Here is a 21150-nt window from a genome sequence, read left to right on the forward strand (position 1 = left end):
GTGATGACTCCGTAACGAGCTCGAAGCTTGCCCGAGGCGCGGTGGTGGAACATTCACTAGCCGAAAAAGCGGTGACAAGTTCGAAGCTGGCGCGCGGAGCGGTGGTTGAGGAGTCACTGGCGGAAGGCGCAGTGACAGGGTCGAAGCTGGCGCGCGGAGCGGTGGTTGAGGAGTCACTGGCGGAAGGCGCAGTGACAGGATCGAAGCTGGCACGCGGAGCGGTGGTTGAGGAGTCACTGGCGGAAGGCGCAGTGACAGGGTCGAAGCTGGCGCGCGGAGCGGTGGTTGAGGAGTCACTGGCGGAAGGCGCAGTGACGGGTTCGAAGCTGGCGCGCGGAGCGGTGGTTGAGGAGTCACTGGCGGAAGGCGCAGTGACGGGGTCGAAGCTGGCACGCGGAGCGGTGGTTGAGGAGTCACTGGCGGATAGCGCAGTGACGGGGTCGAAGCTGGCACGCGGAGCGGTGGTTGAGGAGTCACTGGCGGATAGCGCAGTGACGGGGTCGAAGCTGGCGCGCGGAGCGGTGGTTGAGGAGTCACTGGCGGAAGGCGCAGTGACTGGGTCGAAGCTTGCGCGCGGAGCGGTGGTTGAGGAGTCACTGGCGGATAGCGCAGTGACGGGGTCGAAGCTAGCGCGCGGAGCGGTGGTTGAGGAGTCACTGGCGGATGGCGTAGTGACAGGGTCAAAGCTGGCACGCGGAGCGGTGGTTGAGGAATCACTGGCAGAAGGCGCAGTGACAGGGTCGAAGTTAGCGCGCGGAGCGGTGGTTGAGGAGTTACTGGCGGAAGGCGCAGTGACAGGGTCGAAGCTAGCGCGCGGAGCGGTGGTTGAGGAGTCACTGGCGGAAGGCGCAGTGACAGGGTCGAAGTTAGCGCGCGGAGCGGTGGTTGAGGAGTCACTGGCGGAAGGCGCAGTGACAGGTTCGAAGCTAGCGCGCGGAGCGGTGGTTGAGGAGTCACTGGCGGAAGGCGCAGTGACAGGGTCGAAGCTAGCGCGCGGAGCGGTGGTTGAGGAGTCACTGGCGGAAGGCGCAGTGACAGGGTCGAAGCTAGCGCGCGGAGCGGTGGTTGAGGAATCACTGGCGGAAGGCGCAGTGACAGGGTCGAAGCTAGCTCACGGAGCGGTATGTGAGGAAACGCTTGGCGAAAGTGTGGTTACAAGCTCGAAGCTTGCGTATGGTGCAGTCGTGGAAGAGACGCTCAGCGACGGCGCAGTGACGAGCACGAAGCTTGCACGCGGAGCAGTAAGCGAAGAATCACTGTCCGAAGGAGCAGTGACGAGCACGAAGCTTGCACGCGGAGCAGTAAGCGAAGAATCACTGTCCGATGGAGCAGTGACGAGCACGAAGCTGGCGCACGGCGCAGTAAGTGAACAATCACTGTCCGATGGAGCAGTGACGAGCTCAAAGCTGGCACGCGGAGCGGTAAGTGAAGAATCACTGTCCGAGGGAGCAGTGACAGGCACGAAGCTGGCGCACGGAGCAGTAAGTGAACAATCACTGTCCGATGGCTCAGTTACAAGTGCGAAGCTTGCCCACAATGCAGTAGGTACAACTGCTCTGCAGGATGGGGCTATTACAGCGGAAAAGCTTGCACCAGGCCTGCTTCAACTTCAACATCAGCAGCTGTCGATCACGGAAGGAACGCTTACAGGCGATTGTCTGGTCGATGGGTCCATATCATCTGGGAAACTGTCAATCGGCGCCGTTACCGCAGAAGCAATCGCTCCTGGTTCTATCCATGCAGAGCATCTTGCTGCCGGTCTCTTGACCGCCCCTTCAGAGACGAGACTAGACGACTTGAACGGGCAGCTTTTGCTAGACGGTACTGTAGGAGTCAGCAAGCTTGATTTCATACCTGTTGCAACAAGCAGAGCCCATGCTGGAGCTTGCCAGCAATTCGGCATGGCAGCGTATGATTTTAAAGGTCAAGGCGAGCAGATAGATGTAACTATCGTTTTCGATGTTCCCTTTGCTGATGATGCCTATGTTATTGTTGCCACTGCGGATCAACCCTCCTGCTACGCCTGTGTGAAGACCAAAGTGGCATCCGCTGTGCAGGTGACCATCGTCCGAACACGTATTTCCCCTGAGCCCAAAGGCTTCTTGAACTGGATCGCAATCGGCATTTAAAATAATTGAAATGACTGACGCTGTAGGCGCAGCGCTTATAACTCCTTTTATGGAATAATAAATAAAAAATACCGTCAGTCCACGCTTGATGTGGATTTGGCGGTATTTGCAATGTGGCGAGAAAGGGGCGCAAGCGCTCCCTGCCCAGCCTTTTATCTGCAAGGGAGATAGCGGTAGTCGTTGCGGAGATTTGACCGGTTAATGATGGTCAGTTTGCCGGTTGAGCCAAGCCTGATCGTATAAAATATGACTTGTCTCTGCGGAAATCCTCCGGTCAGTACAGCCCTCACTCTAATGAGATTAGATTTGCAGCGTATGATGCGCAAGGATATGACCCTCACCAGTACGGGGCCGGGGTCTCCAACGATGACATATAGCCGACCTCGATGAACGATCGTTTTCAAATTGCATAACAGCCTTCTGCTGAAGCAAACACTCCAATACCTGCGAAAAAAAGCAAATACTTTGGCGCGTGTGCTGAAACGAAGTGGGAGCTGCGCGTATTCGTCGCCACCCACTACGATAACTTTACGATTCCTGCTGGAATCGAACACTTTAAACCAAGAAATCTCGGCCTGATTGATGAATTTCCTTAATGCCTGTTTCAACAACAGGTTATCTGACATTTTTCAAAACCTCCTTCCTCTTACAATATGTAGGGGGACAGATTGCGTTCAGAGGAATCCGCCCTTATGAAGTAAACCCGTACATCCTGCGGGGCAAAAGCCTTCACGTACAATAGCCGTTCCTTCTTGTCTGCCGTGTCCATACAATGGTTTATAAAAAAGTCTGTTTGCATCCTAGCTTCTAGCTTCGCATTTCACTCAGAGGTGATAACGATGATCAAGCCCTCCGGCGGTAAAAGAAGAGCCGCGCTGCATGCACAAAGCCGGCGAAGCGGAGCCATCGTCGGCACAAGCAAATTGCAGATGCGTTCGATGCGCAGGACACGGATACGAACTACCGGACGAACAAGGCTAGCCTCCAGAATAATGAACCGCAAAACCAGATCGTTACGGCATTGGCGGATTCGACACCGTCTCAGCTATCGCAATGTGCATCGCAGTCAAAGGGAGTCGCCTGTAAGTGAGAGCAGAAATGCAGACACTCATAATAGAGGGCTCTCCCCTCATGCTGAAACAGCAGCAGAGCTGCAAACTACAGCAGCATTGCCAACCGCGGCAGCTCCATATGTTTCCGTCATCATTCCGGTTATGAACGAACGGCGGACGATTGGCCGTGTAATCCGCGAAGCTTCTCGTATTCATCAGCATGTCGAGGTCATCGTAGTCGCTAATGGCTCTAAGGATGGATCGGCCGCTATCGCAGCGAGAAACGGTGCGCGAGTGATTGAATTCGCTGAACCGCTAGGCCACGATGTCGGACGAAGTGTGGGCGCGAACGCTGCCAGAGGCCATGTGCTGCTGTTCATTGATGGAGACATGGTTATTCCGACGGCATCGCTGAAGCCGTTCATCCATGCTGTCCAGCGCGACGGTATTGACGTTGCATTGAACGACTATTCAGGACCGACCAACAGGCCGATTGTTCATAGTGTCGTACTGGCGAAGCACGCATTGAACGCCATGCTGGGCCGTCCAGATTTGAATGGAACATCAATGACTGCGGTTCCGCATGCGATCAGTCGCCGAGCGCTGGATAGGATTGGCGCGGAGGCGCTCTCTGTTCCCCCTCTTGCACATGCGCGGGCGGTGCAACTCGGTCTTCATGTCAGGGCGGTTAAGCATGTGAATGTAGGAAAGCTGAACCTTCCAAGAACGAGACGTGAACGGAGCAACCCTCTGGAGACGTTAATTGTGGGTGATCATTTGGAGGCAATTGAATGGTTGACGCAGCAGAGCGGAGCACGTGGAGGCTATAAGGATACGATGCGAAATCGCGAAATAGTGAGGTGAGCGTATGCGGGGGTCCATAGCGATGACATCCGGCTTTCAAAGTAAGGGACTTCGACGCAGATCCCGCTCCATGTCCTTGTCGCGGCAGAACAAATCAGCAGGCAGCCCCCTTTCCGAGCGGCTGCGCAAAACTGCTGATGTCGCACATTCCTCACGGCTGCATAAATCGGCTCAAGTCGCACGTTCCTCACGATTGCATAAATCCGCTCAAGTCGCACGTTCCTCACGGTTGCATAAATCCGCTCAAGTCGCATATTCCTCACGACTGCGCAAATCCGTTCAAGTCGCTCATACCCCGCGATTGAGAAGAGCGTATGCGGAGGGCCGGCTTGCAGCAGCATGCTTTGGCGGCGGGAATGCTCCTGCTGATTCGAAGAGGCTTCAACTGCTGCTCAATGAAAGCTGGACTCGCTGCAGCAAGTACCGTGGAGGAACGCGTCTTACAGACAGCATGCTCCGCGAGGGGCAATCCTTCTCGGAAGGCTTCATGGATGCGCTGCATGCTCCCCGGCAAGTGTGGCTCCCTGTTCCTCTGTTAAAGTCAGCCTCTGCTGTCGTGCTTGCTTGCGGTGGAATGATCGCTGCCGACGTCCTTCAAGAGCTTGTTAGATTGCCGCTCCAGGAAATTATCGTTGTCGCTGATGGATGGGATGCCAGCACGCTCGTTATGGCCAGAAGCCATCCCGGCGTAACGATTGTTCACATCAGCCAAGAGATTGGCGATGATGCCGGACGTTCACTTGGCGCAAAATTGAACGGTTCTGAAATTATGCTGTTCGTAGACGGCCGCAGAAGAATCGGCGCAGAATATTTGGCTCATTACCTGAACGCAATTGATGGAGGAGCAGATATTGCATTGAACGATGTGACCGGACGACTTGGCTCGTTCCGGCAATGGGATGATCTGTCCCGGGTGAGAGCATTCATGAACTGGTCGCTTGGACGGCCGGATCTGGGGGCCAACTCAGTCACAGCACTCCCTCATGCTTGGTCGCATGAAAGCTTAAAGGCAATCGGTACAAGCGCCCTCGCTGTTCCAGCGCTTGCACAGCAAGCAGCGATTGGGCATAAGCTTCGGTTTGTGGCATGCCCGTGTGATCGGAGCAACCCTATTGAAGCAGCAGCCGCAGATGCAGTCGGCGATCATTTCGAGGCGCTGCAAGCTGCTATGCAGCAGCAGGGCAACCGGCTAGACCTGCCTGACCGGGTCAGACGCCGCAGCATAGCGGGAGGTGGCTGGCAATGATGCGCACCAGTATCATCATTCCGAGCTATAATGCGATAGACCTGCTGCAGCAAGCCGTGAACGCAATACGCCTCTATACGGATGCAAGCGAAACCCCCTATGAGATCATCGTTGTCGACAATGGCTCAACTGACGGTACAGGCGAGTGGTGTGTGAAGGAAGGGATCAGCCTCATATCTCTGCCAGTCAATACAGGCTTCCCTACGGCATGCAACAGGGGTTTGCGCATCGCTTCCGGGGAATATCTCCTGCTTCTCAATAATGATGTAACGGTTTCTCATGGCTGGCTCTCCGGCTTGCTGCGCGCCCTTCACAGCAGCCTAGAGGTCGGAATTGTAGGGCCGGTTACTAATTATGCAAGCGGCAAGCAGCAGGTGGACTATGCCGTGCCTTCAATGGCTGATTTCCACGGAATCGCCTCAGCAGTCGGACGCGAGCAACGGGGGCGCACAGAGCCGATGCTGCGTCTAATCGGCTTCTGCATGCTGTTCAAGCGGGAATTGTACGAGCGAATAGGCGAGCTTGACGAGCGTTTTGCACCCGGACATTACGAGGATGATGATTACTGCCTGCGGGCGCGAATGAACGGCTTCGGTCTGCTGATGTGCCATGATGTGCTCGTTTTCCATGAAGGCAGCGCCAGCTTCAAGCGGGGCAGTCTGGGAGAGCTTCAGTCGCTGGTCGCACGCAATCGTCAGTTGTTTATTGAAAAGTGGCAGGTTGATCCGACGATTTTTATATAGCTATACAGAAAGATTGGGTTACTTAGGAGGTCGTTCTTGTGAAAGCTGTTATATTGGCCGGCGGGACGGGAACCAGACTTTTGCCCCTTACGAGGCTGATGAACAAACATCTGCTTCCAGTTGGGAAGCTTCCCATGATTTGCTATAGCATCAACAAGCTGAAGGAAGCGGGAATTACGGAAATTATGCTCGTGACCGGACGTCATGCAGCAGGCTCGTTTATTGAATTTCTTGGCAGCGGGCGAGAGTACGGGGTATCGCTTACTTACCGGATTCAAGAGGAAGCCGGAGGTATTGCTCAGGCGCTTGAGCTTGCGCAATCCTTTGTCGGCGCGGATCGGAAATTTGCTGTGCTGCTGGGCGATAATTTGTTCGAGGAGCCGCTCAATTCGCATCTTGAACGTTTCCGGCAGCAGCAGGGAGGGGCGATGGTGCTGCTCAAGCAGGTTCCTGATCCGCATCGTTATGGCGTGCCTGTCTTTGACTCTAATGGCCGCATCACGCGAATCGATGAGAAGCCGGTTATTCCGCGAAGCGATCGCTGTGTGACGGGAATTTATTTGTTCGATGAGAGTGTTTTCTCGCTCATTGCGCATCAAGAGCCCTCGATGCGAGGGGAATTGGAAATTACCGATGTCAACAATACGTATGCTGCGCAAGGAATGCTGGAATATGGCGAGCTAAGCGGCTGGTGGACGGATGCGGGCACTTTCGAATCGCTGCTGGAAGCGTCAGTGAAGCTGATGGAGTTATCGCCATGAAAGGCAGCAGAAACGTGAGCGTGCCAAGCCCCCATGCTCTTGCGGCAGGCAGGGGCGAGCCGCGCAATAAGAAAGAGGGCAGACCATCCGCGAAGAGGGGCTCGCGCACGTCTAAGAAACGGACAAGATTGGGGATTCGCCACGGTCACGGTTCCAAGCGGCTGGCTCCGGCTCGCAGGAAGCGGCAGCCAAGTGATAAACAGCTGAACATGAGCCCTGCCAGCGATAGTCAAATCCAGCAGGAGCACGGGACTTCCGCCTTTCATGCAGGCTATGAATTAGGTCTGTATGAGGGCGGTGAGGAGCTTCTGGAGCAATCCGTTCCGCAGCATGTGCTGCTGCCGGATGTGAGTCTGCGGGATGTTATCGCTGCAGGTGTTGACGTGATGAGCCAGAGATTCATCCCCCTCATTAGTGTGCATGAGGTGTTCGCAGAGATGGAGCATGCGATGGCAGCAGAGCAGCCCTATGCAGTCGTCAGGCTTGGCGACGGGGAGCTGCTGGCCTTGTCGCAGGAGGTTGTCTATGATGGGCCGACGGTGCAGCGCGAAGGCAAATTTCTGCCTTATGCGGGTGTGAATCCGCCTGATCTGGCGGCGAGGGATCAGCTTGCCCTGGCCGTGCGGCATGGCGGGATCGTCGTCGGTGTGCCATTGTCGAGGCGGAAGCATTTTCAACCCCTTCTCCATTCGGTTCTGCGCGGTCATGGCATCGATCCAGCTTCGCTGCGGCTGACAACCTCTACAATTAACTATGGTCTGTATCAAGAGGGCTTGCTGCAGGGACTTCTGACGGGCAAGAAGCTGCTTCTCATTGGCAATGCTGCTCATCAGCTTGCTCATATGCTGCAGGAGCGGGGATATATCGTCTCAGGCATGATTAGCCCAGTTAACGGATTCCCGGATATTGAACGCGTCATGTCTGAGGTGCAGCATGCTGTATTTGATCTGGCGCTAGTCTCCGCTGGCATTCCCGCTGTTGTGCTGTGCTGGCGCATTGCTGCGGAGAGAGGCAAGGTCGCGCTTGATTTCGGCCATATGGCCGATACGATCATCAAGGGTCAGGTGATGCTGTAGTCCGAAGGAGCGCAATAGGAAGTGAAGCAGGTAGGAGTGAGCTTTCATGAAAAGAAAGAGAAGGCAAGCACGTATGCGCAAGCGGAGCCGAACGGTGCGCGCGCCCGTCCGCAGGACGCCGCGATTCGGACATTCCCTCGGCTTTGATGCCGGTTATGGGGAGGGGCTGCGTTCGGGGCAGGACAGCTTCGGCACTCTTTTTGAAGGGACCAGCATTATTATTCCAAGCTTCAATCAGGTGGATTATCTCAAGCAATGCATTGACAGCATCAATGATCATACCGACCTCCCCTATGAGATTATTGTCGTAGACAATGCATCTGAGGATGGGACGGATAAATATTTGCAGCGGCTCGGCGGCCAGATCAGATATCGCATTCTGGAGCGGAATCGCGGCTTCGCCGGTGCTGTCAATATCGGGATGATGATGGCGAAGGGGAACACCATTCTGCTGCTGAACAACGATACCGTTGTGACGGACAGATGGCTGAACAATATGCTGGACTGCATCAACAGCGATCCCACTATCGGGATGGTGGGGCCGGTCACGAACTATATTAGCGGCGATCAGCGCATTGAGGTCCCCTACAGGAACGTCGCGGAAATGCAGGGATTTGCGCAAGCATATAATGTGCAGGATAGAGCCAAGTGGCAGCGGACGGATCGCTTGACCGGCTTCTGTCTGTTGTTCAGGCGCGACTTGTGGGAGCGGACCGGATATTTGGATGAAGGCTACGCTGTGGGAAATTATGAAGACGACGATTATAACATCCGGGTCAGATTGCAGGGCTACTCGTTGGTCATAACAAGGGATACTTTCATCCATCATTACGGAAGCGTGAGCATGAAGGCGCTTGGCGAGCGTTTCATGGAAGTGAATGATCAGAATTTGCAGTTTTATGTGGAAAAATGGGGCAATCCGCATGAACTGGTCCATAGGGTCAAGGAGATGAACCGGATCCATGCATTAGAGAGCGGGGGGACTGAGGGATTGCTGCCGCATGGGGAGACGATTTTTTTTCCGCAAAGTGTCATCGTTCGGGGAACACGAGAAACGCTGTTCTGGATTGAAAACGGCATTCGCCGGCCGATTATTGGGGTGATTGAGCTGCCCGTTGTCAGGCTGTCACAGGTTGATCTGCGCCGTTGGCCGATAGGCGAGGCGATCGGCAGCGCAGATGCTGCGGCGCGTTGGCATGGGTATGGGCATGGAGGCAGCGTCGAGGGCAGTGAACACGCGCTGTCCATGAATGGACTAACGGCGGTGGGAGCCGACGGTTCCTTCTATGTTGTCGAGAATGGGAAGCGGCGAAGAGCAGCGAGTCGAGCAACGGTCGAGCAGTGGGGGCTGCAGCTTAAGCCGCAGGCGCCATTGTCTGCCGATGAGATAAGCATGCTCGCGGAGGGGTTTCCCATCATCGCCCCGGTTCGAGTGTCAGCCCAGCTATAGGAAACAATGGTGCTGAAGGACGCGGACGGCAGGTCGAACTGTATCATGCGCGGGAGACGCGCATATGCTGATAGTAAGCGGGGAGGAGCACGAAATGCAGCATATTGTAACTGAAATGATTGAGCATATGTCGCGTTCGCATGAGCAGATGGCCCGTGTCATGGAGGCTAAGCGCCATATAGCGGTTCGGATGGCGCAGATGGTGCAGGCTCTGCCTGATAATCATCCAACCTTCGATGGGCTGAGCGGATTAATGGAAAGCTCACAGGCTGTGACCCGCAATGTCATCGCTTATTTAAATAGCATTGCCGAGCTTCAAGAAACGATGGCGCAGACCATCACCTCTGTTATGAAAGAGATTGATGATGAGGATGAGGAATAGAAGAAAGACAATGCTAGCGAAGGTTGCTGCCGCGCGAATAGGGTCGAAGGGAGGAGTGCGGCTATGAGTCGAGAGAGGGCGCTTGCACGCATGCTGGATGCTTCCGCCAAGCTGCAGTGGAATGTGGCGATGATATTGGAGGCGAAGGCCGTCGAGGCGGAGAAGGTGCGCAACTGGGTGTGCAATCATGTCACACCGGATGCTTTTCCCCAGAATCAGGAATCTCTGAAGGAAACGTTAATTATTCACGATCAGCTCATTGAGGTCATCGATGGTTTGACGAAGCTGAATCATGGAATGACGAATGTTCTGAAAGCAGCGCTGTATCAAGATGGGGAAAGTGAAGGTATGGGCGGGATGTTCAACGGAAGCATCGAAATGGGAGACAGCGGGCAATGAGCCTGCTACGCAAGGAGCGGGAATCGCGAATTGAACTGATTCGCTCCATCGCCCGGAGCCAAGGAGCGATAGCCCGCATATTGGACAGCATCGCAGATATCACCGAGACCTCGCCGGGGATGTCGACATGTATGCGAGACAATTTGCGTACGCTGACAGCGCTTCAGCTGACGATGGCTGAGATGACGACAGGAGCCCGAATCAGGAGTGTGCGGACCCGGACCGGATCTTCCGCTAATCCGTGGCTGCATCGAGCAGCATTCATATCTCAGCGCAGCGCTTCTAGCCGCAGGCCGAAGATAACGGGAGGAGAATCACATTGAAGATACAAGTGCAGGCTCTGAGCGGGAAACGAGGCTCCGCATCCACGAAGAAGCAAGGCAAGCGGCAAGGCCGGACAGCCGTTAGAGCGAGCAAGAATAAGCCGGCTGCGACACGCAAGGGTAAGATGACGACGAATCGCCGGCGTCCCCGAGCAGCAGCTGCCAGAAAGCAGCGCAGAACTGCTGCAGGGGCATATAATCAAAGCTTTGACCAGGCGTATAATGAAGGCTACAACGCTGGCTTCGCAAAAGGCTTCGAGGACGGCCATCTGCTGGCTTATGAGGGGCAGCCCTAAGCCACAGCGAGGCTCCAGCGTGTGAAGCTGCGCGGTGTGGCGTTGCATGACGGCGGTCGACCACATGTCCTTACTTGGTGGGGCCGGACCGGCGGAGCCAGCGGATTGGCATGCCAATCCGCTTGTTTGGCATGCCAGTGGAATTGCAGCCCGAGCGAGCTTGTAAAAGTGGCGGCGGTGGAGGCTGTAAGCGGATAAAACCCGCTTACGGCTGCCGAAAGATGCGCGACCGGTCGTGTAAGCGTGTAAAATCGCTTTACAGACCAAGGGATCCTGTAAAAGTGGGGGCGGTGGAGGCTGTAAGCGGACAAACCCCGCTTACGGCTGTCGAAAGATGCGCGACCGGTCGTGTAAGCGTGTAAAATCGCTTTACAGACCGAGGGATCCTGTAAAAGTGGCGGAGGTGGAGGCTGTAAGCGGATAAAACCCGCTTACGGCTGCCGAAAGAGGCGTGATCGTTCGTGTAAGCGTGAAAAATCGCTTTACAGACCAAGGGATCCTGTAAAAGTGGCGGCGGTGGAGACGATAAGCGGATATTATGGGGATATATCGCGCATATAGTAGATGCCGAAAGGTGCATGATCATTCGGGGACATCTTTTCTATACATAATTCATTGAAAACGATTTAATTTCGGAGCAATTAATAGTACTATTAATTCTATATTATTCCAATGTTTGAAAATTCCTTTGGTTGAGGTGGGCTTAATGAATATCGTGGTAAGGGCTGTTGAAAGGGGCGATTTGCCGATGATTCTGGCGCTGCAGAAGGTTGCCTATCAATCTGAGGCAGATTTATATCCGGAAATTACTATTCCTCCGATGGTTCAAACGATTGAAGAGCTTCAGCATGAGTTTATGGACTGTACGATGCTGAAGGTGGAGCTTGATGGTGTAATTATTGGGTCGGTTCGTGGTTCAGCCAATCAATCAGGGACGACATGGACAATCAATAAACTGATGGTCCATCCACACTATCAGGGACTTGGAATCGGCGGCAGACTTATGGCAATGATCGAGGAATTAGGAAAAGGCTGTCCGCGTCTGGAACTATTCACCTCGCAGAAGAGTGAACGCAATCTTGGCATATACATGAAACTGGGCTACAGGCCATTTCGTGAGAAGCAAGTGAACGAGCATTTAACGCTCGTCTATCTGGAGAAGGAAGCAGGGCAAGCTGCTGTTCGGTCATAATGACGTTTCATGGTCCAGCGATTTGAGAGGAATGGTGCTTGAGCTTATTGCTGGCATTCGGTAAAATTGTCCTGAGAACGTATGATAATGGACAACGGAGGCAGCAATGGATTCCATCACACACACTTTATTCGGACTAACGTTATACGGTGCAGTCAATAAGACGAAGATGACTGCCAAAGAAAAGCGGGCACTTCTGCTGACAACGGTTGCTGGTTCACAGATTCCAGATATTGATGTTATATCGGCCTGGTGGGATTCGACCGGACGTTATCAGATGTGGCATCGCGGAATTACGCACTCTCTGTTCCTCGTGCCGGTCTGGGCCGGTGTAATTGCAGGTGTCGCCCGCGTTTTCTTCAAGGTGAAGGGCTGGCTATGGTTCCTTATCGCCCTGCTTGCGGTGTTCATCCATGATACGAGCGACATCTTCAATGCTTGGGGAACCGGCTATTTTGAACCGGTATCAACGTCTAGAATTACGTTTGGCATGATCCCGATTGTCGATCTTGTCTTCTGGGCCTTCATGGCGGCTGGTTTCTTGTATGTCAAGTACGGTCGCGGCCGCTGGCCTTCCTACCGGATATACCGGCTTGTGTGGGCGCTGATGATTCTCCATGTCGGCGTGCAGACGGCGCAGGGGATGACTATTCTTCAGCAGTCGAAGGACAACTATGAGCAGGTTGCGCTATCTGCGGATTTTGTGCCGGGGGTATTTACGATTATTGGCAAGAAGGAAGGGCTCGTTACGCTTAGCAAGGGCTCGCTCTGGACAGGGTTTGAGACGGTTGCTGAGCTGGAATCGCGAGAGGATGCCAATCTGGATACGCTGTTTGCCAATAATCCGCAAGCCAAAACACTCGTAGAGTGGGCGCCGTTTGTTGTGATCGTGGATGACGGCAAGCGTATTGGCGTTTATGATCCGCGCTTTTATCGCAATGGGCAGTCGTTTCTGGCAGAATATTTTACAACGAAACAATAACGATTCATGTTGAATGGCACTGTGCTGGTGAGGCCTCGCTGTTATGCGGGGCTTTTTTTGATGGATAATTTGATGGATAAAACTTGATATCAGGAAGGAATAAGCCGCCCTCCGCTTGCCCCAGGCAAGGAGAAGGGCGGTTTATTCGTGCTCGCCTTGAACGCTGCGGGTACAGCAGCCTTGCTGGTCAAACGTACATTTTGCATGCGGCGGCGGACAAGTGACCAAGAGCCTCCCGTGTCAGCCGCATATATATAGTGACAGAACGCATAACAAGGCGGGAGTGTGCGCGATGCAGCTTCAATCCAATAAGCAAGCGGGCTTCAAGGCAATGGAAAGCGGATATAGGGCTGGGTATGAGCAAGGGCTGAGAGATGGGGCCTGTGAAGCGATATTGCGGCATGTGCAGCCTCCTGCGCAATCAATCAGCGATGTGCGTGTGCTCTATGTGCCGCAAGGCTTCGAGTCGATTGATCAAGGCATCATAGAGGCGTTAAGGTCGTTCGTGCGCGAGCTGCATGTGGCGGATGCAAAGCATATGGCAGAGCAAGCGGCACTGCTGCGCCCGGATTGCATGCTGGTGCTGAACGGACTGCACGTATTTCCCTCGAATCATCTGGATCAGGTCCAAGCTGTTCGGGCACTCGGCATCCGAACGGTTATCTGGTTCGCGGACGACCCTTATGTGACTGGAGATACGGTAAGGATTGCGCCGCATTATGACGTTGTGCTGACGCATGAGCTAAGCACGGTGAATGTGTACCGCGAGCTGGGCTGCGCCCAGGTGCATTATATGCCGCTTGCTGTTCATCCCGGCTGGTTCGCGCCCAAACGTGTCGAGGCGAAGTATCGCAGCGATGTTTGTTTTATCGGGCAGGCCTTCTGGAATCGGGTGGAGATGTTCGATGCAATCGCATCTTATTTGCAGGGTCGAAGGGTATTTATTGCCGGAGGTCTATGGGATCGAATGAGCAATTACAGGCTGCTGAAATCGTTTATCCGGCTTGGCTGGCTGCCGGTTGAGGAATCCATCAACTACTATAACGGAGCCCGAATTGTCATTAACCTGCATCGGACAACGACTGCGGGCATGGATAACAACAATGCGCTGAATCTGGACGGACGCTCCATCAACCCGCGCACCTATGAAATATCCGCATGCGGAACGCTGCAGCTGACGGACCCCCGTGAGGATCTGCCGCTCTATTACAAGCCGGGCTTCGAGCTGGAGACGTTCACTACGGCGATAGAGCTGCGAGATAAGATTGATTATTACTTATCTCATGAAGAGGAGCGCCGCGCCATAGCGCTTCGAGGCTTGCGGAGAACGCTTCAGGATCACACTTATGCATCGCGAGTAAGGCAGCTCGCCGTTGCGCTGGGCTGGCAATGATGCAGCCGGGCAGTTCTATTGGAAGGGAGTGATGCAATTGGCAGCCTCTACGCGTGTTCGACGCAGTAAATGGCGGCTATACAGACTGGCTCGCCGCAAGGGCAAAGGGCAGGCGGCGAGAAGACGCGTTTCAGCGGTCAAAGCCAGTGAAAGTCGAATGGCTCAATTAGAGCAAGGGCGCAACCACGGCTATCCGCTCGGCTGGGAGCACGGCTATTGGTACGGAAAGTGCGAGAGTGTTCTCAAGCTGACGGAGCAGCCCATCGAGATCAGGCCTATTCATGTGCTGTTCGTTGCGACAGGCAAAGGGTTTCCATACTCACCGCTGGATGAGGCAGTTGCTGCAACGCTGCGCGGTCTGGTAAGCCGGTTGACGGTTACAGATTCAACGCAGCCGGTATCCCAAATTGCGGCACGCATCAGACCGGATATTGTTATTGTGCTGGATGGGCTGCATTTTGAGATCAAGCATGTGGATGAAATGCGCAGCATGGGCATACGAACGGCGATCTGGTTCACGGACGATCCCTATTATACGGACATTACAGCCGCCTTGGCGACGCACTACGACGAGGTGTTCACGCTGGAGCTGACATGTGTCGATTTCTATCGGCGGCTTGGGTGCGGAAAGGTTCATTATTTGCCGCTCGGGGCGTTTCCTGTTGAATTCAGACCGCGCAACCCGGTGAGGAACAAGCGGCATGAGATTTGCTTTATCGGCTCGGCTTATTGGCGGAGGGTTGCTTTTTTCGATGAGGTGACGGGATATTTGGCCTCCAAGGATACGCATATATCTGGCATCTGGTGGGAACGGCTTCGTGATTACCCAACCATTGCGGATAAAATCGCGCTGGGACGATGGCTGGGACCAAGAGACACTGCTGAGATGTACAATGGCTCAAAAATCGTGATCAATATGCATCGGGCGTTTGACGATGAAACATTCAACAATAACAGCGCGGGTATTCATGCTGTCTCACCGAATCCGCGCACCTTTGAAATTTCGGCATGCGCAACGCTTCAACTAACAGATGCGCGAGATGATCTGGTCCATTTTTATATACCTGACGTAGAAATTGTGACGTATTCATCTCCGCAGGAGATGGTTGAGAAGATTGACTACTATCTTACGCATGAGGAGGAGCGGCAGGCTATCGCGATGCGCGGCATGTACCGCACAATGCGCGACCATACGTATGCGCGAAGGTTGGATGCGATGCTGTCGATTCTGTTTCCGCTCCCCTAGACAAACGAATACAGGGCTGCTGAATGGCCGAACGGCCGAATAGCTATGGGGCGGCCGTTGCTGCGAGAGGCATGATATTTGTGCGCTTGTAAAGGGTTCAAATGTCGTGCCGATTGAATCGCCCTTCAAATATATTGTATGACATGAAAGTCAACGTCTGAGAAGGAGGTGAGTGCGTACCCGTTCGAAGGAAGGGGTACGGCATGCCGATTGAAGCAATCAAAGCCTAAGATGCTGCTCTTCTCCCATATCTGCAGCCCGAAGTATGTGACTGGCGCTGAGAAACTGCTGCTATTCATGGTGCGTGAGCTGGTTCCGACCTTTACATGCGTGCTTGTTGTCCCAAATGAAGGGATTATCGCAGAGCAAGCAAGAGGACTCGGAGTTGCGGTCATCGTGCAGGAAATTCCCCTTCTCGTATCGCTGTATCTTGCACTGCCTCACATGATGAATGAATTGGAAGAGAAGAAACGGGAGAAGGCGTGGCGAGAGCTGTTCGTTTTTCTCCATCGCCAGAAGCCTGATATTGTACTCACGAATACCGTTGTGCACCCGCTCCCTGCGATAGCAGCGAAGACGCTTGAAATTCCAGTTATATGGACGATTATGGAGACGATCCGGGAGACGCCTCATACGCATGAAGCCGCTGCGCTGATCGAGCAGTATGCGGATTATGTTGTCGGCATATCGGAATCAACGGCGGCTCCATTACGAACACCGGGTCTGCTGCCGAAAACAACGATTATCCCGCCATCATGGGATCATGCGGCATTATCGCCGGTCTCATGGCCAGTGAATCGTATGAACCGGCGCAGGCAATTCGGTATATCGGACGGGCAAAGGCTGATCGGTTATATCTCTTCCTCTATTTTCGAGGCCAAAGGGCTTCAGCATTTCATGGAGATGGCAGTCGATATAGCGGAAAGACATCCGCATGCGATGTTTCTCATTGTCGGCAATCCAGTGGATACGGGATACTTCGAGCGGTGTCTGGACCATGCCCGGGGCCGCAATCTCATGGAGCGTTTCCGCTGGCTTCGCTTCGAGGAGCAGATTGAGACGATTTATCCGGCTATGGATATTGTCGTAGTGCCCAGCCTGACTGTCGAGGGATTCGGCATGACGGCGCTTGAAGGCATGGTGTTCGGCAAGCCGGTCGTCGTCTATGGCTCGGGCGGTCTTGCAGAGCTCGGAGAGGCGACGGGCAATGCAGATTATGTTGTGCCGACCGGGGACGTGGACGGTTTGTTCAGCAGGGTGAATGCGCTGCTTGGCGATGAAAGGACCCTGCAGGCTGTCGGCGAGCGGAATGCAGCGACAGCGATTCAGGTGTTCGGCATTGCGGCATACCGTGAGAAGCTGCGGATGTTCGTCAGTGGATTGGCAATTCGGAGCTATTCGCCGCCGCGGCTTGTAAGAGGAACAGGTATGACGGTCTATGCGCTTCAAGACGGGGAGCTGCGTCCGTTCGGCTCGGAGGGAAGCTTCCTTCATGCCGGACACAGGTTCGAGGATGTTCGTCTCGTTCCAGATGAATTCATCGCATCACTGCCTCAAGGGCCCCCTATCGGCGGCGACAATGCCCTATCTCGCCGCAGTACCAGTAAACGGAGACGCTCTCGCCGCAAGAGATTGACCAGGGGAGCTGGCAGGGGAATGGTTCAGCGCAGGCATCGGCAGCAAGAACGCAGGAGGAGCCGCAGGAAGAGGAGGATGACACGCTCCGGTTGAAGCAGCACGAGCGCAGTAGAAAGGGGGTAACGATCATGCGCGTTGTAACGATACTGGGCACTCGTCCCGAGATCATACGATTAAGTCTCATCATCAAGAAGCTGGATGCTCATGCAGAGAGTCATGTGCTTGTGCATACAGGGCAGAATTTTACGCCTTCGCTCAGCGATATTTTCTTCCGGGAGCTCCGTTTGCGGCAGCCGGACTACAGGCTTGGCGAAGGACGCGAGACGCTTGGCGGCCAGCTATCGGTCATGTTCGCGGAGGTTGAGCGGATATTGACGGCTCATCGGCCTGACGTTGTTCTGCTGCTCGGCGATACGAACAGCGCTCTCTGTGCCATTATTGCTGAGCGGATGGGCATTCCGGTCGTTCATATGGAGGCTGGCAACCGCTGCTATGACCTGTCCGTGCCTGAGGAGAAGAATCGCCGTGTTATTGACGCGATTTCGACGATCAACATGCCTTATACCGCGTATAGCAAAGGCAATTTGCTGCGGGAGGGGTTTCCAAGCAATCGGATTATGCAGAGCGGCAACCCCATCCATGAGGTCATTCTCCATTACAAGCACGATATTGAAGCCAGCGATATATTGACAAGGCTTGGAGTTGCGGCTGGCAATTATATGCTCGTCACTGCCCATCGCGCTGAGAATGTAGATCGGCCGGAGCGTCTGATGAGCATTCTTGAAGGGCTGAATGGGGTTGCAGAGCGGTTCGGCAAACGGCTCATATGCAGCATTCATCCCCGGACAAGGTCGCGAATCCAGGCTGGTCATATCAAGGTTGCGATGGATGCGAGAGTAGAGCTGCATGAGCCGCTCGGCTTCTTCGATTTCGTTCAGCTAGAGCGCCATGCATGCTGTGCCATTACGGATAGCGGAACGGTGCAGGAGGAATGCTGCCTCTTCGGTGTTCCGACAGTTACAATTCGCGAGACTACAGAACGTCCGGAGACGGTAGACTGCGGCAGCAATGTCGTATGCGGGCTGAAGGCGGCGCGGATTGTGGAGGCAGTCGCCGTGATGACGGGACTTCCGGCAAGCTGGCAAATACCGGAGGGTTATTCCGCTGAGGATGTGTCGGATAAGGTGGTCAAATATGTGCTTGGAGGGAAATGGGATGTTTACTAATCAACGCATCCTTGTGACCGGAGGGACGGGGTCCTGGGGCTATGAACTGATCCGTCAGCTGCTTCCGCAGCAGCCAGAGCAAATTATTATTTTCTCCCGCAATGAATCCAGTCAGGTGGCGATGAGCCGTGCGTTCGAGCATCCGGCGCTAAGCTTCTGCATTGGCGATATTCGGGATAAGGAGGCGCTTCTCCGAGCCTGTGAGGGTGTCGACTACGTGTTCCATCTGGCTGCGCTCAAGCATGTTCCGGTATGCGAGGATCAGCCCTATGAGGCGCTGAAGACGAATGTGATCGGCACGCAAAATGTTATTGAAGCGGCTATCGCCAACCATGTGAAGCGAGTTATTTATATTTCAACGGACAAGGCAGCTAATCCATCGAATTTCTATGGCATGACCAAGGCAATCGGGGAGAAGCTCATCGTGTATGCGAATCTGCTCCGTTCAAAAACGAAATTTGTGTGCGTAAGAGGCGGCAATGTGCTCGGCACGAATGGCAGTGTCGTCCATCTGTTTATGAATCAAATTCGGGAGAAGCGCCAGGTGAGGATTACGGATATGGAGATGACGCGGTTCTTCCTGACGCTGCAGGATGCCATTACGCTGCTGTTCAAGGCATCGGAGGAGAGCATAGGCGGTGAAATATTCGTGATGACCATGCCAACCTGCAGAATCTCCGATCTGGCAGAGGTGCTGATGGAAGCGATCGGTATTGAAGCGGACATGGTTGAGACGGGTGTGCGCCCGGGTGAGAAGCTGCATGAAATATTGCTGACAGATTTCGAGAGCACAAGCACGGTCGTATACGATCAGGAGTATTTGGTCATTCTTCCGACGATCGATATTCATGGTCTGCGCGATCGCTACAGCAAGAATGCGGCTGTCAATTTCGCCAGCTACTGCTCCAGCCAGTCGCTCATGAGCAAGGAAGAAATCCGCTCGATGCTCCTTCGCGGGGGGTTCCTGCCATGAAATTGCTTGTTGTCGGGGGGCGCGGAATGGCGGGACATTTGCTCGTCCGCTATTTCCGGGCGGAGAGGAGCTGTGAAGTCGTCTATACAACAAGGGATGCAGCTGATCGTGAAGGGCGGCTGCTTGATGTGAGAGATGGCGAGGCTGTCGCCGCGCTGGTTGCGGAGGTGCGGCCGACTGTTATTATCAATGCGGTCGGCGTGCTGAATGAAGACGCCGAGCGCAATCCGCTGATGGCCTATCAAGTGAATGGTCTGCTGCCCCATTGGCTGCGGCATCTGGCAGACCGATGGGAGGCCAGACTTGTTCACATCAGCTCCGACTGCGTATTTGATGGCAGGAGGGGTGGATATAAGGAGAGTGACAAGCCAGACGGAATGTCTGTCTATGCGCGGACGAAGGCGCTCGGAGAAGTGAAGGACTCCCGCCATCTGACCATTCGAACGTCTATTATCGGACCAGAGATACGGGCCAATGGCATCGGCCTGCTGCAATGGTTTCTGCGGCAGGAGGGGGAGGTTAACGGCTATTCTCGCGTCATGTGGAATGGAGTTACGACGCTGGAATTGGCCAAGGCTGTCGCTTATGCGATCGCCCGTCCCGATGTTGGCGGCCTGATCCACCTGACGGCTGCTGAAACGGTAAGCAAGCTGAAGCTGCTGACTCTGTTCCGCGACTGCTTCGCTCGGCCTTATGTAACTGTCGTGCCCCATGCGGAAATCGCAATTGACCGGACGCTCCTTTGTCTGCGCGAGGATTGGCGGTATGAAACGCCCGGATATGCCGTAATGCTTCAAGAGCTGGCGAAATGGATGCAGGACAATTGAGCCGTCCGCGCCTGTTGGTTACAGGCGGGGGCGGCTTCTGCGGCGAGCATGCCTGCCGATATTATGCTTCTGCCGGCTGGGATGTAACTGCGGTCGTCCGCAGCATGCCCCTCATTCGTGAAGGAGATGCTCTGAGAGTCGCGGCTGCTGTCGAGGTGTGCGATCTGACCAGCGGCGCCGAGGTGGAGGCGATGGTTCGGCGGGTGAGGCCGGACTATGTGCTTCATCTGGCCGGAATGAACGCTGTCGGGGCTTCATGGACGCATCCGGCAGCTGTAATGGAGAGCAATGTAATGGGCACGGTACATCTTCTGGAGGCGGTTAGGCGGCTTGGACATTCGATGTCTTGTCGGATCGTCATTGCGGGCTCGATGTTAAGATGCAAGCTGGGAGAGGTGGAGAGCGGGCTAGCTCCGCCTCATCCGTACAGCTTAAGCAAGTCGTTGCAGGTGGTGACAGCACAGAGCTGGGCAGCGCTCTATGGCATGGACATTATCGTTGCGGAGCCGTCCAACCTGATTGGACCTGGTCGTTCCACAGGCTTGTGCGCGTTGATAGCCAAGTATGCGGCGGAGCTGGAGTGCAGCACTCCAACAGGCATCAGATTGCCGGAGCCGTTTCGGTTGTCTTCCCGTACAGAGCAACGGGATCTGCTTGATGTAAGGGATGCGATGAGCGCGTATGAGCTGCTGCTTCTGCATGGCAAGAGCGGGAAGGTCTACCCGGTAGTGTCAGGAACGATGCGTACGCTTGGCGAGCTGGCAGATACGTTCGATCGTTTGGTGCGCTGCACGCTTCAATGGCGTGTGGGAGATTCGAAGGCGGTGTCGCCTCAGCCGATTGACGCCTCGGCGCTTAAGGCGCTTGGCTGGTCGCCGCTCTATTCATTGGAGCAATCTGTATGGGATACGTTGGATGGGGCAAGGCAAGCAATGAAGGAGGGGAAATGAAG

General features: G+C 54.6%; 22 protein-coding genes. 21 read left to right on the forward strand and 1 reads right to left on the reverse strand.

The genetic code is table 11. From position 1 onward, the window contains the following. The coding region (locus tag L6H65_RS12035) for a WIAG-tail domain (protein WP_236342600.1) at positions 1 to 2129 on the forward strand (2129 nt) is incomplete at its 5' end. 152 nt (positions 2130 to 2281) lie between these two features. On the opposite strand, the gene L6H65_RS12040 is transcribed toward L6H65_RS12035, so the two are convergent. Further along, on the reverse strand, positions 2282 to 2755 hold the full coding sequence (locus L6H65_RS12040) for a DL-endopeptidase inhibitor IseA family protein (RefSeq protein ID WP_236342609.1): 474 nt from the start codon (positions 2753 to 2755) through the stop codon (positions 2282 to 2284). A gap of 366 nt (positions 2756 to 3121) precedes the next feature. Here L6H65_RS12040 and L6H65_RS12045 point away from each other — a divergent pair, with 366 nt between their 5' ends. From L6H65_RS12045 to L6H65_RS12140, 20 genes are all read left to right on the forward strand, one after another. After that, complete coding sequence (locus tag L6H65_RS12045) at positions 3122 to 4045, forward strand: glycosyltransferase family 2 protein (RefSeq protein ID WP_371877693.1); 924 nt, start codon at positions 3122 to 3124, stop codon at positions 4043 to 4045. Between the two features lie 22 nt (positions 4046 to 4067). After that, on the forward strand, positions 4068 to 5291 hold the full coding sequence (locus tag L6H65_RS12050; RefSeq protein ID WP_236342611.1) for a glycosyltransferase family protein: 1224 nt from the start codon (positions 4068 to 4070) through the stop codon (positions 5289 to 5291). Beyond that, on the forward strand, positions 5288 to 6034 hold the full coding sequence (locus L6H65_RS12055) for a glycosyltransferase family 2 protein (RefSeq protein WP_236342613.1): 747 nt from the start codon (positions 5288 to 5290) through the stop codon (positions 6032 to 6034). The genes L6H65_RS12050 and L6H65_RS12055 overlap by 4 nt, the downstream gene beginning before the upstream one ends. Positions 6035 to 6072: 38 nt before the next feature. Continuing rightward, positions 6073 to 6795 (forward strand): sugar phosphate nucleotidyltransferase, encoded by a 723-nt coding sequence (locus L6H65_RS12060; RefSeq protein ID WP_236342616.1) that lies wholly within the window; start codon positions 6073 to 6075, stop codon positions 6793 to 6795. Beyond that, on the forward strand, positions 6792 to 7871 hold the full coding sequence (locus L6H65_RS12065; RefSeq protein WP_236342618.1) for a GT-D fold domain-containing protein: 1080 nt from the start codon (positions 6792 to 6794) through the stop codon (positions 7869 to 7871). Before L6H65_RS12060 ends, L6H65_RS12065 begins: the two co-directional genes overlap by 4 nt. 46 nt (positions 7872 to 7917) lie before the next feature. Next, complete coding sequence (locus tag L6H65_RS12070) at positions 7918 to 9321, forward strand: glycosyltransferase family 2 protein (protein ID WP_236342620.1); 1404 nt, start codon at positions 7918 to 7920, stop codon at positions 9319 to 9321. A gap of 64 nt (positions 9322 to 9385) precedes the next feature. After that, positions 9386 to 9703 carry a nucleoside-diphosphate sugar epimerase gene (locus tag L6H65_RS12075; RefSeq protein WP_236342622.1) on the forward strand — a complete coding sequence of 106 codons (318 nt, stop codon included), beginning with the start codon at positions 9386 to 9388 and terminating at the stop codon, positions 9701 to 9703. 63 nt (positions 9704 to 9766) lie between these two features. Next, complete coding sequence (locus L6H65_RS12080; protein WP_236342624.1) at positions 9767 to 10102, forward strand: alpha-helical endospore appendage domain-containing protein; 336 nt, start codon at positions 9767 to 9769, stop codon at positions 10100 to 10102. Then, positions 10099 to 10425, forward strand: coding sequence for a hypothetical protein (locus L6H65_RS12085; RefSeq protein WP_236342626.1), 327 nt, complete (start codon positions 10099 to 10101; stop codon positions 10423 to 10425). Before L6H65_RS12080 ends, L6H65_RS12085 begins: the two co-directional genes overlap by 4 nt. Continuing rightward, positions 10422 to 10721 carry a hypothetical protein gene (locus tag L6H65_RS12090; protein WP_236342628.1) on the forward strand — a complete coding sequence of 100 codons (300 nt, stop codon included), beginning with the start codon at positions 10422 to 10424 and terminating at the stop codon, positions 10719 to 10721. Before L6H65_RS12085 ends, L6H65_RS12090 begins: the two co-directional genes overlap by 4 nt. A gap of 21 nt (positions 10722 to 10742) precedes the next feature. Continuing rightward, a complete protein-coding gene (locus L6H65_RS12095; RefSeq protein WP_236342637.1) occupies positions 10743 to 10919 on the forward strand; it encodes a hypothetical protein in 177 nt (58 codons plus the stop codon). A 508-nt stretch (positions 10920 to 11427) separates the two neighbouring features. After that, positions 11428 to 11913, forward strand: coding sequence for a GNAT family N-acetyltransferase (locus L6H65_RS12100; protein WP_236342639.1), 486 nt, complete (start codon positions 11428 to 11430; stop codon positions 11911 to 11913). A 106-nt stretch (positions 11914 to 12019) separates the two neighbouring features. Beyond that, the gene (locus L6H65_RS12105) at positions 12020 to 12895 is read left to right on the forward strand and encodes a metal-dependent hydrolase (protein ID WP_236342641.1); all 876 of its coding nucleotides are present in this window, start codon (positions 12020 to 12022) and stop codon (positions 12893 to 12895) included. 292 nt (positions 12896 to 13187) lie between these two features. Further along, positions 13188 to 14288, forward strand: coding sequence for a CgeB family protein (locus L6H65_RS12110; protein WP_236342642.1), 1101 nt, complete (start codon positions 13188 to 13190; stop codon positions 14286 to 14288). Between the two features lie 37 nt (positions 14289 to 14325). Next, on the forward strand, positions 14326 to 15534 hold the full coding sequence (locus L6H65_RS12115) for a CgeB family protein (RefSeq protein ID WP_236342645.1): 1209 nt from the start codon (positions 14326 to 14328) through the stop codon (positions 15532 to 15534). Positions 15535 to 15744: 210 nt separating this feature from the next. After that, on the forward strand, positions 15745 to 17265 hold the full coding sequence (locus tag L6H65_RS12120) for a glycosyltransferase family 4 protein (protein ID WP_236342647.1): 1521 nt from the start codon (positions 15745 to 15747) through the stop codon (positions 17263 to 17265). 35 nt (positions 17266 to 17300) lie between these two features. Continuing rightward, a complete protein-coding gene (gene wecB, locus L6H65_RS12125) occupies positions 17301 to 18398 on the forward strand; it encodes a non-hydrolyzing UDP-N-acetylglucosamine 2-epimerase (protein WP_236342648.1) in 1098 nt (365 codons plus the stop codon). Then, positions 18388 to 19371, forward strand: coding sequence for a polysaccharide biosynthesis protein (locus L6H65_RS12130; RefSeq protein ID WP_236342650.1), 984 nt, complete (start codon positions 18388 to 18390; stop codon positions 19369 to 19371). Before wecB ends, L6H65_RS12130 begins: the two co-directional genes overlap by 11 nt. Then, the gene (locus L6H65_RS12135) at positions 19368 to 20198 is read left to right on the forward strand and encodes a dTDP-4-dehydrorhamnose reductase family protein (RefSeq protein WP_236342659.1); all 831 of its coding nucleotides are present in this window, start codon (positions 19368 to 19370) and stop codon (positions 20196 to 20198) included. Before L6H65_RS12130 ends, L6H65_RS12135 begins: the two co-directional genes overlap by 4 nt. Continuing rightward, the gene (locus L6H65_RS12140) at positions 20180 to 21148 is read left to right on the forward strand and encodes an NAD-dependent epimerase/dehydratase family protein (RefSeq protein WP_236342661.1); all 969 of its coding nucleotides are present in this window, start codon (positions 20180 to 20182) and stop codon (positions 21146 to 21148) included. The genes L6H65_RS12135 and L6H65_RS12140 overlap by 19 nt, the downstream gene beginning before the upstream one ends. The last annotated feature ends 2 nt before the right edge of the window (positions 21149 to 21150 follow it).

It is taken from the genome of Paenibacillus plantiphilus (genome assembly GCF_927798095.1).
Lineage (GTDB): Bacteria > Bacillota > Bacilli > Paenibacillales > Paenibacillaceae > Paenibacillus_Z > Paenibacillus_Z plantiphilus.